Source organism: Paracoccus sp. M683 (assembly GCF_007096355.1).
Taxonomy (GTDB): Bacteria; Pseudomonadota; Alphaproteobacteria; order Rhodobacterales; family Rhodobacteraceae; genus Paracoccus.
The window spans coordinates 514,742-529,861 of sequence record NZ_VKDF01000001.1 but is presented as its reverse complement, the minus strand read 5'-3'; the positions used below and the strand labels follow the sequence as shown (position 1 = coordinate 529,861).

The 15,120-nt window shown below is 64.4% G+C and carries 14 protein-coding genes; all 14 read right to left on the bottom strand.

What is annotated here, in order from left to right; genetic code table 11:
- Positions 1–88 precede the first annotated feature (88 nt).
- Positions 89–241, bottom strand: coding sequence for a cbb3-type cytochrome oxidase assembly protein CcoS (gene ccoS / locus FNJ84_RS02475; protein ID WP_143791320.1), 153 nt, complete (start codon positions 239–241; stop codon positions 89–91).
- Positions 242–247: 6 nt separating this feature from the next.
- Positions 248–2,368 (bottom strand): heavy metal translocating P-type ATPase, encoded by a 2,121-nt coding sequence (locus FNJ84_RS02470; protein ID WP_143791319.1) that lies wholly within the window; start codon positions 2,366–2,368, stop codon positions 248–250.
- On the bottom strand, positions 2,365–2,826 hold the full coding sequence (locus tag FNJ84_RS02465; RefSeq protein WP_143791318.1) for a FixH family protein: 462 nt from the start codon (positions 2,824–2,826) through the stop codon (positions 2,365–2,367). The genes FNJ84_RS02470 and FNJ84_RS02465 overlap by 4 nt, the downstream gene beginning before the upstream one ends.
- The gene (gene ccoG / locus FNJ84_RS02460; protein WP_143791317.1) at positions 2,823–4,355 is read right to left on the bottom strand and encodes a cytochrome c oxidase accessory protein CcoG; all 1,533 of its coding nucleotides are present in this window, start codon (positions 4,353–4,355) and stop codon (positions 2,823–2,825) included. The genes FNJ84_RS02465 and ccoG overlap by 4 nt, the downstream gene beginning before the upstream one ends.
- A gap of 174 nt (positions 4,356–4,529) precedes the next feature.
- Entirely contained in the window at positions 4,530–5,396 is an 867-nt protein-coding gene (ccoP, locus tag FNJ84_RS02455) for a cytochrome-c oxidase, cbb3-type subunit III (RefSeq protein ID WP_143791316.1), read from the bottom strand.
- A complete protein-coding gene (locus tag FNJ84_RS02450) occupies positions 5,396–5,632 on the bottom strand; it encodes a cbb3-type cytochrome c oxidase subunit 3 (protein ID WP_143791315.1) in 237 nt (78 codons plus the stop codon). The genes ccoP and FNJ84_RS02450 overlap by 1 nt, the downstream gene beginning before the upstream one ends.
- A 12-nt stretch (positions 5,633–5,644) precedes the next feature.
- Positions 5,645–6,346, bottom strand: a complete 702-nt coding sequence (gene ccoO, locus FNJ84_RS02445; protein WP_255471021.1) for a cytochrome-c oxidase, cbb3-type subunit II — start codon at positions 6,344–6,346, stop codon at positions 5,645–5,647.
- Positions 6,347–6,460: 114 nt separating this feature from the next.
- Positions 6,461–8,059 carry a cytochrome-c oxidase, cbb3-type subunit I gene (ccoN, locus tag FNJ84_RS02440; protein ID WP_143791313.1) on the bottom strand — a complete coding sequence of 533 codons (1,599 nt, stop codon included), beginning with the start codon at positions 8,057–8,059 and terminating at the stop codon, positions 6,461–6,463.
- A gap of 222 nt (positions 8,060–8,281) precedes the next feature.
- Entirely contained in the window at positions 8,282–9,025 is a 744-nt protein-coding gene (fnrL, locus tag FNJ84_RS02435) for a transcriptional regulator FnrL (protein WP_143791312.1), read from the bottom strand.
- 106 nt (positions 9,026–9,131) lie between these two features.
- Positions 9,132–9,335, bottom strand: coding sequence for a formate dehydrogenase subunit delta (locus tag FNJ84_RS02430; protein ID WP_143791311.1), 204 nt, complete (start codon positions 9,333–9,335; stop codon positions 9,132–9,134).
- A complete protein-coding gene (gene fdhD, locus FNJ84_RS02425) occupies positions 9,325–10,146 on the bottom strand; it encodes a formate dehydrogenase accessory sulfurtransferase FdhD (protein ID WP_143791310.1) in 822 nt (273 codons plus the stop codon). The genes FNJ84_RS02430 and fdhD overlap by 11 nt, the downstream gene beginning before the upstream one ends.
- 4 nt (positions 10,147–10,150) lie before the next feature.
- Entirely contained in the window at positions 10,151–13,111 is a 2,961-nt protein-coding gene (gene fdhF / locus FNJ84_RS02420; protein ID WP_143791309.1) for a formate dehydrogenase subunit alpha, read from the bottom strand.
- Positions 13,108–14,628, bottom strand: coding sequence for an NADH-ubiquinone oxidoreductase-F iron-sulfur binding region domain-containing protein (locus FNJ84_RS02415; protein WP_143791485.1), 1,521 nt, complete (start codon positions 14,626–14,628; stop codon positions 13,108–13,110). The genes fdhF and FNJ84_RS02415 overlap by 4 nt, the downstream gene beginning before the upstream one ends.
- Positions 14,628–15,104 (bottom strand): formate dehydrogenase subunit gamma, encoded by a 477-nt coding sequence (locus FNJ84_RS02410; protein ID WP_143791308.1) that lies wholly within the window; start codon positions 15,102–15,104, stop codon positions 14,628–14,630. The genes FNJ84_RS02415 and FNJ84_RS02410 overlap by 1 nt, the downstream gene beginning before the upstream one ends.
- Positions 15,105–15,120 lie beyond the last annotated feature (16 nt).

The following is a 15,120-nucleotide window of genomic DNA, read 5'->3' as shown; positions in this document are numbered from 1 at the left end:
GGGTTATAGCCAAGACCGGCCGGGGCGCAAGGCGGGATAGGTTGTGGGGCAAAGGATTCCTGCGGAAAATACCAGCTATGCGTCGGGCTCAGCCCTGATCATTCGGATCGTCCAGCAGGATGCGGTTCGCGGCGCCATCGGGATCGTCATACTGGTCCGATCGGATCGTCCAGATAAACAGCACCAGCGCAAGCCCGCCCAGAAACAGCGAACAGGGGATCAGGACAAGAAGGATGTTCATCTTCTGCTACCTCGTGCGCAGGGCGTTCAGCGTGACGGTGATCGAACTGGTCGACATGGCAACCGCAGCCATCAGCGGGGAGGCAAATCCCAGCACGGCCAGCGGAATGGCGACAACGTTATAGCCGGCAGAGATCAGCAGGTTTTCCAGCATCCGCCGCCGTGCCGAGGTGGCCAGGCGCAAGACATCGGCGATCATCCCGATATCGCCCGTCACCACCGCATCGGCGGCGTTGCGGCTGATGTCCAGTGCGTGACCCGGCGCGATCGAGGCATTGGCCGCCGTCAGCGCGGCCGCGTCGTTCAGCCCGTCGCCGACCATCAGCACATTGCGACCCTCTGCGCGCAGGGCCTTGACCACCTGCACCTTGCCATCGGCGGGCACCGAGGCCCAGACACGCGAAATCCCCAGCTCGTCCCCGATGCGGATGGCGCGATCCTCGGCATCGCCGGTCAGCAGGCTGACATCCATCCCCATCCCGCGCAGTCGGGTGATCAGTTGCGTCGCGCCGGGAACGGTGCGCTCGGTGCGATCCAGAACATAGCGGGTTTCACCAATGGACAGGATCGACGCGCGACCATCATCTGCGGCGAACAGCGAAACCGGCTGGCCATTCCTCAGGGCGCCGATGCCTTTGCCGGGCAGCTCGGCCAGCCCATTCAGCGCGGCGGGGGTGACGTCGCGCAGCGTGGCGCGCAGCCCGCGCGACAGCGGATGGTCCGATGCATTGGCCAGCCCGCGCAGCACCTGCCGGGCGTCGGTGGGCATGTCACCCGGCACGACCAGTTCCTGCCGGGTCAGCGTGCCGGTCTTGTCGAAAACCACCGTGTCGACCTGCGCCAGACGTTCCAGCGCCGTATCGCTTTTGACCAGACAGCCAAGTCGATACAGCCGCCCGGTCGCTGCGGCCGAAACGGCGGGGATCGCCAGACCAAGCGCACAGGGGCAGGTGATGATCAGCGTGGCCACGGCGACGTTCAGCGACTGGCGAATATCGCCGGTCACGGCCATCCAGCCGATGAATGTGACCAGCGCGATCAGATGGATCGCGGGCGTATAGATCGACGCGGCCTTTTCAGCGAGGCTGCTGTAACGCCCGCGTGCGGTTTCTGCGATGGCGACAAGCCGGGTCATGCGGCGCAGGGTGGTGTCCTCGCCCACGGCAGTGGCGCGGATGCGGACGGGGCCGGTCAGCACCACGTCACCCGCGACCAGATCCTGCCCGGCGATGCGGGCGATAGGATCGGATTCGCCGGTCAGGGCGCTGCGGTCCACGCGAACCTGATCGTCCACCAGAACCGCATCGACCGGCACCCGCGCACCGGCGGCCAGCCACAGCGTATCGCCAAGACGGATATCCTCGATCGGGCGCGAAACGCGGGCATCGCCCTCGATCCGGTGAACGCGGCGGGGTTCCAGCGCCGAAAGGTCGGATGCGGCAGACCGGACGGATTGCCGCATCCGCAGGTCAAGATAGCGGCCGGCCAGCAGGAAGAAGGTCAGCGACAGCGCGGCTTCGAACCAGGCATGATCGCCGCCCTCGATGGTTTCATAAAGCGAGATGCCGCAGGCCAAGATAATGGCCAGCGAGATCGGCACATCCATCGCCAGCCGCCCGGCGCGCAGGGCGGCCCAGGCATTGCGAAAGAAAGGCTGGGCGGCAAAGGCGGTCGCTGGCAGCGCGATCATGGCGCTGATCCAGTACATCAGGTTGCGGGTGGCATCGGCGGCGCCCGACCAGACCGCGACGGACAGCAGCATCACGTTCATCATCGCGAAACCGGCGATCCCCAGATGCAGCGCAAGATCGGAACCGGAACTGTCCGGCGCGGGGACTGACGAGGCCTCATGCGCTTCGTATCCGGCGTCGGCCAATGCCTCGATCCATCCGCTTGGGTCGGTGATGCCGGGCTCGGCCGCGACCCAGGCGCGCTTGCGGGTCAGGTTCACGCGGGCGCTGCGAATCTCGGGCAGGGCGTTCAGGACGCGCTCGACGGTGGCGATGCAGGCGGCGCAATGGATGCCGGGCAGAACCAGTTCAAACGTGGCATCCGCGGGGCGGTTGCCCGGTGCCGAGATGGCTTCGCTGTCGCCAAGGGCGCAGCCGGGGCAGGCGGTGACGCTCATTTATCGGCCCACAGGTCAAGGCGCTGGCGGAAGCGGGTGCCGTCGGCGGCCTCGGCTTCCAGCCACAGATGCCAGGTGCCGTAATCCAGACCGGGCGTTGCGGCGATGAAGGTTGCCCCGCTGCTGTGCTGAAAATCAAGCATGCGGTCATCGGCCACATGGGTGGCGCGGCCCAGCTTGGCCTCGATGATGCGGGCCTTGGCGGGCTGACCGCCGGGGCCGGTCAGGTCAAGATACAGCGCCTCGCCCTCGATCCGGGCGGCGGCGGTCCAGCCAAGCGCCTCTTGTGCCCTGCGGTCGCGGTCGAAGACCTGACTGGCGACGTAGGAATTCTTGACCTCCAGCCCCGGAAAGGTGCGGATAGCCTGCGTCGCCAGCACCAGATTGACCCCGATGATGATGCTGAAGCAGCCGACGAAAATCAGCGCCACATGGCGGCCGGTCAGTTCCCTGCTCATTGCGTTCCCTTTCCGTTAAAGACGCTGTCGGCATCAGCATGTTCGCCCGACACCATCTCGTCGATCGAGAACAGGATATCGGTCGTATGCGCATTTGCCGGGGCCGAGCCGGCCGGGGCAGTGACATAAACCCGGTGCAGGCCAGTGGTGTCGGCGGGCACGCTGACGGTATCGCCATCGGCGCCCTCGATGCTGGCGATCAGGCCGGGCACGCCCTCGACCGCGATGCGGAAGGGGCGCTGCTCGCCCTGCTTGTTCAGCAGCCGGATGTCATAAGCATTGCGGATCGAGCCATCCGACAGCGTCACATATTGCGGGTTGCGGATGGGCGAGACCGTCACGTCGATGGCCGGACGAACCAGCAAAGCCCACAACAGGCCCAGACCGATCAGCGCCCACAGCGCGGTATAGATCATCGTGCGCAGGCGGAAAACATGCTGGCGCAGGGGGCGGGGCGGCTGGCCGGCGCGCTCGGCCGGTTCGTCGGACAGGGCAAGATAGTCGATCAGCCCGCGCGGCTTGCCGATCTTGGCCATCACGTCATCACAGGCGTCGATGCACAGCGCGCAGGTGATGCAGGCCATCTGCTGACCGTCGCGAATGTCGATCCCCATCGGGCAAACGTTCACGCAGGCATTGCAGTCGATGCAGTCGCCCGGCACGTCCTTGGCCAATGCCGGCGCCGGCGTGGCGGTGGCCGCCTTGCCCGGCATCGGAATCACGGGTGAACGCCGGCCCGTGGTTTCACCCGCCGCCGGAACCTCGGCGGCGATGGCGCGGCGGCGCATGCCCTTGCCGCGCGGCTCTCCCCGCCAGTCGCGATAGGCGACGGTCAGGGTGTCGGGGTCCATCATCGCCGCCTGAATCCGCGGCCAGGGGCACATATAGATGCAGACCTGTTCGCGCATGAAGCCGCCAAAGACGAAGGTGGTGGCGGTCAGGATCAGCACCGTCGACCACGCCACCAGAGGCGCCTGAAACGTCACAAGATCGCGCAGCAGCGTTGGCGCATCGGCGAAATAGAAGATCCAGGCCCCGCCCGTCGCCAGCGCGATCAGCAGCCAGATGATCCATTTCGTCACCCGCAGCCGCAGCTTGCGCGCGGACCATGGCGCGTTCCACAGCCGGACACGGGCATTCCTGTCGCCCTCGATCCAGCGCTCGACCAGAATGAAAAGATCGGTCCAGACGGTCTGCGGGCAGGTATAGCCGCACCAGACGCGGCCTAGCGCCGAGGTGAAGATGAACAGACCGATCCCGGCCATGATCAACAGTCCGGCGACGAAATAGAATTCATGCGGCCAGATCTGGATCCAGAAGAAATAGAACCGGCGATGCGCCAGATCGACCAGCACCGCCTGATCGGGCAGGCTTGGCCCCCGATCCCACCGGATCCACGGCATGACGTAATAGATCGCAAGCGTGACGCCCATGATCCACCATTTCAGGGTCCGAAACTTCCCCGCGACTCGCCGGGGAAAGATCGGTTCACGCGGCGCATACAGGCTGCCGGTCGGAGTCTCGCTCATTCTGCTGGACCTGTCTGTTCGCGGGCATACTGTGCCGTCGGGGATCGTCGAATGCCTTGATCTGGATCAAGCCTGATGAAAGAAAGCCCCGGTCCGTGGTGGCGTTTGCGAACAGATCACCGGACCGGGGCTTCGCCGGGGCGGAACCAGACACCGCCCCGGCCAAGAAGGCGGTTATTCACCGCCTCCAAGCTGGTGGACATACAAGGTGACAGCCTTGATCTCGGCCTCGGTCAGACGCGGGCCCCATGCGGGCATGACGCCAAAGCGGGCCTTTTCGATGGTTTCGGCCACGACCTCGCGCGCGCCGCCATACAGCCAGATCGCATCGGTCAGATCGGGCGCGCCCTGGGCCGGATCGCCGGTGCCGTCATCTGCGTGGCAGACGGCGCAATTGTCGGCAAAGACCTGCTGGCCCCGACCGGCCATGGCCGCGTCGTGATCCTGACCTGACAGGGCAAGGACATGTTCGGTCGTGTCGGCGATTTCCTCGCGCGACAGAAGCTCGCCGAAGGCCGGCATCTGGGAAAAGCGCGCATCGGGATCGGCGTCGTTGCGGATGCCGTGGCGGACGGTGTATTCCACATCGTCCAGCGTGCCGCCCCACAGCCAGTCATCGTCCAGCAGGTTGGGATAGCCCTTGGCCCCCGCCGCACCCGCACCATGGCATTGCGAGCAATTGGCGCGGAACACCGCCGCACCGCCGGCCACGCCGAACTGATGCGCCGGATCGTCGACCGCCAGCGTCGCCAGATCGGCCGAGGCCAGCCGCTGGTTCACCTCGGCATTGCGGGCATCGACGGCGGCGATATCGGCCGCAACTTCGGCGCGGGTGGAATAGCCCAGCACCCCGGCAGTCGCCCCTTCGATCAGCGGCCAGGCCGGATAGGCGATGCAATAGCCGATGGCCCAGACAATCGTGCCATACAGGGTCCACAGCCACCAGCGGGGCAGCGGATTGTTCAGCTCTTTGATGCCGTCCCAGTCATGACCGGTTGTATCGACGCCGGTGATGGGGTCCTGCTTGTTCTTGTCGGACATCAGGCTTTCTCCACGGGCAGGTGGTCGGGATCGGTGGCAACTGCGCCCGGCTGCTGCGCGGGGGCGACCGCCTGTGCGGGCGCCGTTTCATTGCGGAAGGGCAGGCTTGCCGCCTCTTGGTGGCTTTTCTTGGCGCCGGGCCGAAACGCCCAGACAATCGCGCCCAGATAGAACAGCGTCATGGCCAGCAGGCCCCAGCTGTCGGCGAACTGGCGCATTGCGGAATAGGTATCCATCGTAACCCCTCCTTACCGGCTGGCGTCTGGGGTGAAGGTCGAGAAATCGACCAGCGTGCCCAGCATTTGCAGATAGGCGACCAGCGCATCCATCTCGGTCAGTTGCGGCTGGCCGTCGAAATTCGACACAATCGCACCGGGATAGCGTTCCATCAGCCCGTCGGTGTCGCCGAAAGGATCGGCCTGCACGCGGAAATCGGCCTTGGCGGATTCGATCATCTCATCCGTATAGGGGACGCCAACCATCCGGTGCGTTTTCAGCAGCGATTCGATATAGGTCGGTTCGATCCGCTGTTCGGACAGGAAGGCGTATTTCGGCATGATGCTGACCGGCACGACCGATGCCGGATCTTTCAGGTGGTCGACATGCCAGGCATCGGAATAGCGCCCGCCCACGCGGGCCAGATCCGGGCCCGTGCGCTTGGACCCCCACTGGAACGGGTGATCGTATTTCGATTCCGCCGCCAGCGAGTAATGGCCGTAACGCTCGATCTCGTCGCGCATCGGGCGGATCATCTGGCTGTGGCAGGTATAGCAACCCTCGCGGATATAGATATCGCGGCCGGTCAGCTCCAACGGGGTATAGGGGCGCATGCCCTCGACATCCTCGATGGTGTTTTCCAGATAGAACAGCGGGGCGATCTCGACCACGCCGCCGATGGTGACCACCAGCAGCGAGAAGATGAACAGCAAGCTTGCGCTGCGTTCGATCATCGCGTGGCGGTCAAGAAAGCCCTTGCGGCGCGGCTTTGCGGCCTGACCTGTCGTCGCATCGGGTTGCGGCTGCCCTTGTGAAGCGGTGGGTTTGTCGTGTTTTGCCATCTTTGCTTACTCCGCCGGGACGCCGACCGGGGCGGTGACGCGCACGCCTCCGCGGATCGTCATCCACATGTTCCAGGCCATCACGATCCCGCCGGCCAGATAAAGAATCCCGCCAAGGGCGCGCACGACATACATCGGGAATTTCGCGGCAACCGTGTCGGCGAAGCTGTTGACCAGGAAGCCTTGCGCATCGACCTCGCGCCACATCAGGCCTTCCATGATGCCGGTGACCCACATCGAGCTTGCGTAAAGAACGATGCCGATGGTCGCCAACCAGAAGTGCCAGTTGATCGCGGCGGAAGAATACATCCCATCGCGACCCCACAGCCGGGGCGTCAGGAAATACAGCGCGCCAAAAGTGATCATGCCGTTCCAGCCAAGCGCGCCGGAATGAACATGGCCGATGGTCCAGTCGGTATAATGCGACAGGCTGTTCACGGCCCGGATCGACATCATCGGCCCTTCAAAGGTCGACATGCCATAGAAGGCCAGGCTGACCACCATCATGCGGATGATCGGGTCGGTGCGCAGCTTGTCCCAGGCTCCGTCCAGCGTCATCAGCCCGTTGATCATGCCACCCCAGGACGGCATCCACAGGATGATCGAGAACACCATGCCAAGCGTGGCGGCCCAGTCAGGCAGCGCGGTATAATGCAGGTGGTGCGGACCGGCCCAGATATACAGGAAGATCAGCGCCCAGAAGTGGATGATCGACAGTTTGTAGCTGTAGACAGGGCGGCCGGCCTGTTTCGGGACGAAGTAATACATCATCCCCAGGAAACCTGCGGTCAGGAAGAAACCAACGGCGTTATGGCCATACCACCATTGCGTCATCGCATCCTGCACGCCGGCAAAGATCTGCACCGACTTGGACCCGAAGATCGAAACCGGGATCGAGATGTTGTTGACGATATGCAGCAGCGCCACGGTGATGATGAAGGACAGCAGGAACCAGTTGGCGACATAGATGTGCTTTTCCCGGCGCCGGGCGATGGTGCCCAGATAGACCGCCAGGAAGGCCACCCACACGATTGTCAGCCACAGGTCGACATACCATTCCGGCTCGGCATATTCCTTGGACTGGGTCGACCCCAGCAGATAGCCCGTCGCCGCCAGCACGATGAACAGGTTATAGCCCCAGAACACGAACCAGGCCAGTTTGCCGCCCCACAGCCGGGCGCCACAGGTGCGCTGCACGATATAGAAGGACGACATGATCAGCGCGTTGCCGCCAAAGGCAAAGATCACGGCGCTGGTATGCAGCGGACGCAGCCGGCCGAAATTGGTGAAGGGCTGGCCCCAATCGAAATTCAGCGCCGGAAAGGCCAGCTGAAGGGCGATGAACACGCCGGCAAGAAAGCCGACCACGCCCCAGAAGCCCGTCGCGATGACACCCGCCCGGATGACATCGTCCATATATTCCGATTGATCGACCACAGGCGCCGGCCGATCCGACCGCCGCATGACCATGATGGCCAACCCGACCGCGATGAACATCAGGATCAGCGCGTGAACCTGATATGCCAGATCGTGCGCCCAATTGGCCGCGATGGCCATGAAAAGCGCCACGAGCCCAAGCACTGTGAGTTTGACGGCGTCTGCCATGCAATATCCCTCGTGATAATTCCGCACGCGATGGGCGCGCGCGTTCCTGTTCGCGAGGCTTCGCTACGTGCGGGGGACGGGGCCTGCATTGATCTGGATCAAGAAACCACGCGCAGGGTAGGCCAGCGTGGCGCACTGCCCACGGGTTTCGCCGATTTCACAGGGAATTGCCGCGATGGCGGACCGACGCGGGCGCGGTCCGGGCCACACAGCCATCGAAGGTCAGGCGATGACGCCGCCGTCCGAATCGTCGCCCGTTTCGGCCATCAGCTCGGCAACGTCAGGGACAATGATGCCGCGTTTGCCGTCGATGCGGATGATGCCGTCCTTGGCCAGCCGGGTCAGCTGGCGGCTGACGGTTTCAATCGTCAGGCCCAGATAATTCGCGATCGCCTCGCGCGAGATCGGCAGCTCGATCCGGCAGTCGCGCTCGGCCAATGCTTCGGGCAGCTTGGCGCGCCGCAGGATCAGCGACAGCAGGCTGGCGATGCGTTCGCGCGCGGTCTTGCGGCCCAGAAGCAACATCCAGTCGCGGGCGGCATCCAGTTCGTCCAGCGCCATTTCCAGCAGCCGTTCCTGAACATGCGGCATGTCCAGCAACAGCTGTTCGAAGGGCCGCTTGCGGAAACAGCACAGCGTCACATCGGTGATCGCCGTGATGTCATAGGGCGCCGCCTCGCGCCCCGGCCGGCCGATGAAATCCGATGGCAGCAGCAACCCGATCATCTGCGTCCGCCCATCCGTGATCGAGCGAGTGACCATCGCCGTCCCCGAGACGATCGAGGCGACCATGTCCATCTGCTCGCCCCGGATGGCGATGACCTGCCCGGCGGGACAGGTCTTATAGATCTTGATGCGGTTCAGCAGGTCCAGCTCGTCCGGTTCGCATTTCGCGCAAACGGCCCGATGGCGAATCGGGCAGTAGGAACAGTCGATCCTGAACGAGGTGCTTTGCGCGGCGGTCATGATCATAAGGTCTGGATCAACGCCAGCAATGACGCAAGCCAAAACGTCCCTGCTGCGACCATGCGGCGCGGTTCGAGGCCGGCGTGCAGGCCGCAATCGGGGGTGGTCAGATCCGCTTGACGGCCTCGATGGCGATCTGGTCCAGCCCGGTGCCTCCCTCGTCCACATAGCGGCGCAACTGGTCGCGCATGCGCGGTTCCCAGAAATCGCGCAGATGGCCGGCCACCCGTTCAGGCGCGTTGTCGCCGGGCTGGGTCTTGAAGAATGTGGCGATCTGATTGGCCATATGGACCATCTTTTCAGGCGACATGCGACACCTCGTCGGTAATGCGGTGCGGGTGGGAATAGGTTTCGAACCCGCCGCCGCGGGCAAAGGCGGCCAGCGTCACGCCGGCATCATCCGCCACGCGCACGGCAAAGGCGGTGGGGGCCGAGACGGCAATGATGACCGGCAGCCCGGCGATGGCGCATTTCTGCACCAGCTCGACCGAGATGCGCGAGGTGATCACGCAGGCACCCGAGGCCGGGTCGATGCCCGCACGCAGCAGCGCACCGATCAGCTTGTCCAGCGCATTGTGACGGCCGACATCCTCGCGCGTCAGGACGACGCCCCGGCCGGGCACCAGAAAGCCGGCGGCATGGGTGGCGCGGGTCTGGTCGTGCAAGGGTTGTGACGCGCGCAACTGGTCCGTGGCCTGACCGACCAGTGCCGGTGACAGGCGCAACCCATCGGGGGGCAGGCGGGGCAGGCTGCGCGCCGCCTGATCCAGGCTGTCGATACCGCACAGCCCGCAACCCACCGGCCCTGCCATGGTGCGGCGGCGCGCGGCCAGCGCCTCGGCCCGGTCCTCGGTCAGCCAGAACCGCGCCTCGATGCCCAGATCGTGCTGCACCGTTTCAAAGCGTTCGATCTGGGCCAGATCGGTCACGGCGCCCTCGGTCAGTGCGAAGCCATGGGCGAAATCGGTAATATCCGCCGGTGTGGCCATCATCACCGCCTGGGTGGTGCCGTTGAAGGTGATCGCGATCGGCACCTCGTCTGGCAAGGCGCGATGGACGGCAAAGCTGCCGTCCTGCTGATGGGAATGTCCCGGCACGCTTTGCGTCGGGTTATGGGCCATCACGTTACTCCGCTGCGGGCAGGATCCGGCGCGACTGCTCGGCCTGTGCCGCATAGCTTTCCTGCCAGTCGGTCGGCCCGTTCGAGGGGCTGACCTGCACCGCCGTCACCTTGTATTCAGGGCAGTTCGTCGCCCAATCCGAGAAATCGGTGGTGATCACGTTAGCCTGCGTATCGGGATGGTGGAAGGTGGTATAGACCACGCCCGGACTGACCCGGTCGGTAATCGTCGCCCGCAGCGTGGTTTCGCCCGCGCGGCTGGCCAGCTTGACCCAGTCCCCTTCATTCACACCGCGATTTTCGGCGTCATGGGGGTGAATCTCCAGCAAATCCTCGGCATGCCAGGCGGTGTTTTCGGTCCTCCGGGTCTGTGCGCCCACGTTATACTGCGACAGAATGCGGCCCGTCGTCAGCAACAACGGGAAGCGCGGCCCCGACCGCTCATCCGTGGCGACATATTCGGTCACGATAAAGCGCCCCTTGCCGCGCACGAAGCCGTCGACATGCATCAGCGGCGTGCCTTCGGGATGGTCCTCGTTGCAGGGCCACTGGACCGAGCCCTTTTCTTCCAGCAGGGCATAGTCCACACCGGCAAAGCTGGGCGTGGTGGCCGCGATTTCGTCCATGATCTGCGAGGGGTGGGTATAGGTCCAGGTCGCGCCTCCCATCTCCTTCAGCATGGCATTCGCCAGCAATTGCGTGATTTCCCAATCGCCATAGCCATTCAGCGGCGCCATGACCTTGCGCACCCTGTTGATGCGGCGTTCGGCATTGGTGAAGGTGCCGTCCTTTTCCAGAAAGCTGGAGCCGGGCAGGAATACATGGGCGTAATTCGCCGTCTCGTTCAGGAACAGGTCATGGACGATGACGCATTCCATTGCCGCCAGACCGGCCGCGACATGGTGGGTGTCGGGGTCCGATTGCAGAATATCCTCGCCCTGACAGTAAAGCCCCTTGAAGGTGCCATCCACTGCGGCATCCAGCATGTTCGGAATGCGAAGGCCCGGTTCCGGGTCGATCGGCACACCCCAGGCAGCCTCGAACACGGCGCGCACCTCGGGCAGTTTCACATGGCGATAGCCCGGCAGCTCATGCGGGAACGACCCCATGTCGCAGGAACCCTGAACGTTGTTTTGGCCACGCAGCGGGTTCACGCCAACGCCGGGCCGGCCGATATTGCCGGTCAGCATCGACAGGTTGGCGATGCCCATGACCGTGGTTGAACCTTGCGAATGTTCGGTGACGCCCAGTCCGTAATAGATCGCGGCATTGCCGCCCGTGGCGTAAAGCCGTGCGGCGGCGCGCAACTCGGCCGCGGGCACGCCGGTCATCAACTCGGTCGCTTCCGGGCTGTGGCGCGGATCGCTGACAAATTCAGCATAGTGCTGGAACTCGTCCCAATCGCACCGCTCGCGGATAAAGGCCTCGTCCATCAGCCCTTCGGTCACGATGACATGGGCCAGCGAGGTGACAACGGCGACATTGGTGCCGGGCTTCAGCGGCAGGTGATGCGCGGCCTCGATATGGGCCGATTTCACCATGTCGATCCGGCGCGGGTCGATGACGATCAGCTTGGCACCCTGACGCAGCCGCTTTTTCAGGCGGCTGGCAAAGACCGGGTGCCCATCGGTCGGGTTGGCGCCGATGATGATGGCCACGTCGGTATGCTCGACGCTGTCGAAATCCTGTGTGCCGGCAGAGGTGCCGAAAGCCTGCCCCAGACCATAGCCGGTGGGCGAATGGCAAACGCGGGCGCAGGTGTCGGTGTTGTTGTTCATGAACACCGCGCGCGCCAGTTTCTGCACCAGATAGGTTTCTTCGTTGGTGCAGCGCGACGAGGTGATTACGCCGATGCTTTTCTGGCCGTATTTCTGCTGCAATCCCAGCATCTTGTCGGCGGCAAAACTCAGCGCCTGGTCCCAGCTTACCTCGCGCCAGGGTTCGTCGATGCTGTCGCGGATCATCGGGTTCAGGATGCGGTCCTTATGTGTCGCATAGCCATAGGCGAAGCGGCCCTTGACGCAGCTGTGCCCGCGATTGGCCTTGCCGTGCTTCCACGGCACCATGCGCACCAGCCGGTCGCCGTTCATCTCGGCCTTGAACTGGCAGCCGACACCGCAATAGGCGCAGGTCGTGATGACCGATCGCGTCGGCGTGCCCAGCTCGGCGATGGATTTTTCCTGCAAGGTCGCGGTCGGGCAGGCCTGAACGCAGGCGCCACAACTGACGCAATCCGACGTCAGGAAGTCATCGCCCGCCATGCCGGCAGACACGCGGCTGTCAAAGCCCCGGCCCTCGATCGTCAGCGCGAAGGTGCCCTGCACCTCTTCGCAGGCGCGCACACAGCGCGAACAGACGATGCATTTACTGGGGTCATAGGTGAAATAGGGGTTGCTGTTATCCTTGGGAATGAACAGCGGATTGCCCAGATCGCCCGCGACACCGCTGCGGGCCGTCGTGCTGGCCGCGCGTGCCCGCGCATCGCCTTGCGCCAGCACGCCATGCCCCGAGGCGTCGTAATGGTTGCGGCCCGACTGATAGCGCACATCACGCAGACCAACGGCCCCCGCCATGTCCTGCAATTCACAATCGCCATTGGCTGAACAGGTCAGGCAATCAAGCGGGTGGTCACTGATGTAAAGCTCCATCACGCCCTTGCGGACCTTGCGGACGTGGTCGGATTGGGTGTGCACGACCATCCCGGCCGCAACCGGGGTGGTGCAGGATGCGGGGGTGCCGCGGCGACCCTCGATCTGGACCACGCAAAGCCGGCAGGACCCAAAGGCCTCGATGCTGTCGGTGGCGCAAAGCTTGGGCACCTTGATGCCGGCCTCGGCCGCGGCGCGCATGATGGATGTGCCCTCGGGCACGCTGACTTCGATACCATCAACGGTCAGGGTCACAAGGGCGCCGCTGCGGGCGGGTGTGCCCATGTCGCGGTCGTCGGGAAGAATGAAATCCTTCATTCGGCAGCCTCCTTCCGGCGCGCAAAGTCGTCGGGGAAATGGGTCAGCGCGGACATAACCGGGTAGGGTGTGAACCCACCAAGCGCACAAAGCGAGCCGTCGCGCATTGTATCACAAAGATCGGTCAACAGACCAATCGCGTTGCCGTCACCGGCGGCGATGCGGTCGATGGTTTCCACCCCGCGCACCGCGCCGATGCGGCAGGGCGTGCATTTGCCACAGCTTTCGACGGCGCAGAACTCCATCGCGAAGCGCGCCATGCCCAGCATGTCGGCTGTATCATCGAACACCACCAGCCCGGCATGGCCGATCAGCCCGCCCTGACTGTCCAACTCCTCATATCCAAGCGGCGTGTCGAACTTGGCCACGGGCATATAGGCCCCCAATGGCCCGCCCACCTGCACCGCCTTGACCGGCCGACCCGAGGCCGTGCCGCCGCCAATATCGTTCACCGCCTGATCAAGCGTCATGCCGAAGGCCGTTTCGAACAACCCGCCACGCGCGACATTGCCGGCGATCTGCAAGGTCACCGTGCCGCGCGACCGGCCAAGGCCGAAATCGGCGTAATGCTGCGCACCCTTTTCAAAGATCACCGGCACCGTCGCCAGCGAGATCACGTTGTTCACCACAGTGGGCCGGCCCAGAAAACCTTCCAGCGCGGGCAGCGGGGGTTTGGCGCGCACAACGCCGCGCTTGCCCTCAAGGCTGTTCAACAGCGACGTTTCCTCGCCACAGACATAGGCGCCCGCGCCCACCCGCACCTCGATATCGAAAGCGCGGCCCGATCCCAGCACATCCGGCCCCAGCAAGCCGCCATTGCGGGCGATGCGGACGGCCTGTTGCAACACCCGGATCGCGTCGGGGTATTCCGACCGCAGATAGACATAGCCGCGCGTCGCGCCGACACCCAGACCGGCGATGGCCATGCCCTCGATCAGGCTGAAGGGATCGCCCTCGATGATCATGCGGTCGGCGAATGTGCCGCTGTCGCCCTCATCAGCGTTGCAGACGACATATTTCTGTGGCGCGGTGGCATCATGGACGGTCTGCCATTTGATGCCGGTCGGAAAGCCCGCCCCGCCCCGGCCCCGCAGGCCAGAGGTTTTGACCTCATCCACCACCTGCTGCCCGGTCATGGCGATTGCACGGCGCAGCCCGACCAGACCGCCATTGGCCTGATATTCGTCAAGCGACAGCGGGTCGATCACGCCGCAGCGGGCAAAGGTCAGCCGGGTCTGGCGGCGCATCCAGTCAAGATCCTCGACCGGGCCAAGCGCCTTTGCGCCGCTGCCCGACAGAATATCGTCGGCGTCGTCGGGCGCAGCGGGGCCGAAACCGTGGCGAATGCCGTTAATTTCCACTTCGACCAGCGGTTCCAGCCACACCATGCCGCGCGACCCGTTGCGGATGATCTGAACCTTTATGCCGCGCGCATTCGCGGCGGCGGCAAGCGCGTAGGCCACCTCGTCGGCACCAAGCGCCTTGGCGGCGCTGTCCAGCGGAACCCAGATTTTCATCATGCCCCCGCCTCTTGCAACAGCCTCTGCATGCGTGCCTCGTCAACACGGCCGATCACCCGGTCATCGACCATTGCGGCGGGGCCGCAGGCGCACAGGCCCAGGCAATAGACCGGCTCGATCGTCACGGCACCATTGGCCGTTGTGCCGTGCCAATCCAGCCCCAGCTTATCCAGCGTCGCCTGCGCCAGCGCATCGGCACCAACCGCCTGACAGGCTTCGGCCCGGCAAATCTTGACCACGTGGCGGCCGGCGGGGTTGTCACGGAAATCGTGGTAAAAGCTGATCACGCCATGCAATTCGGCCCGGCTGATGTTCAGCGCCTTGATGATCGGCTCATGCGCCGCCGCAGGAATATGGCCAAAGCTGTGCTGCAAGGCATGCAGGATCGGCAGCAGCGGCCCCTCTAGCCCGAGGTGGTCGGAAATGATCGCCTGAATGTCCTGATCGGACGGTGCTGGCGCGGATGACGGCATCGGCTGGCCCCTTCAA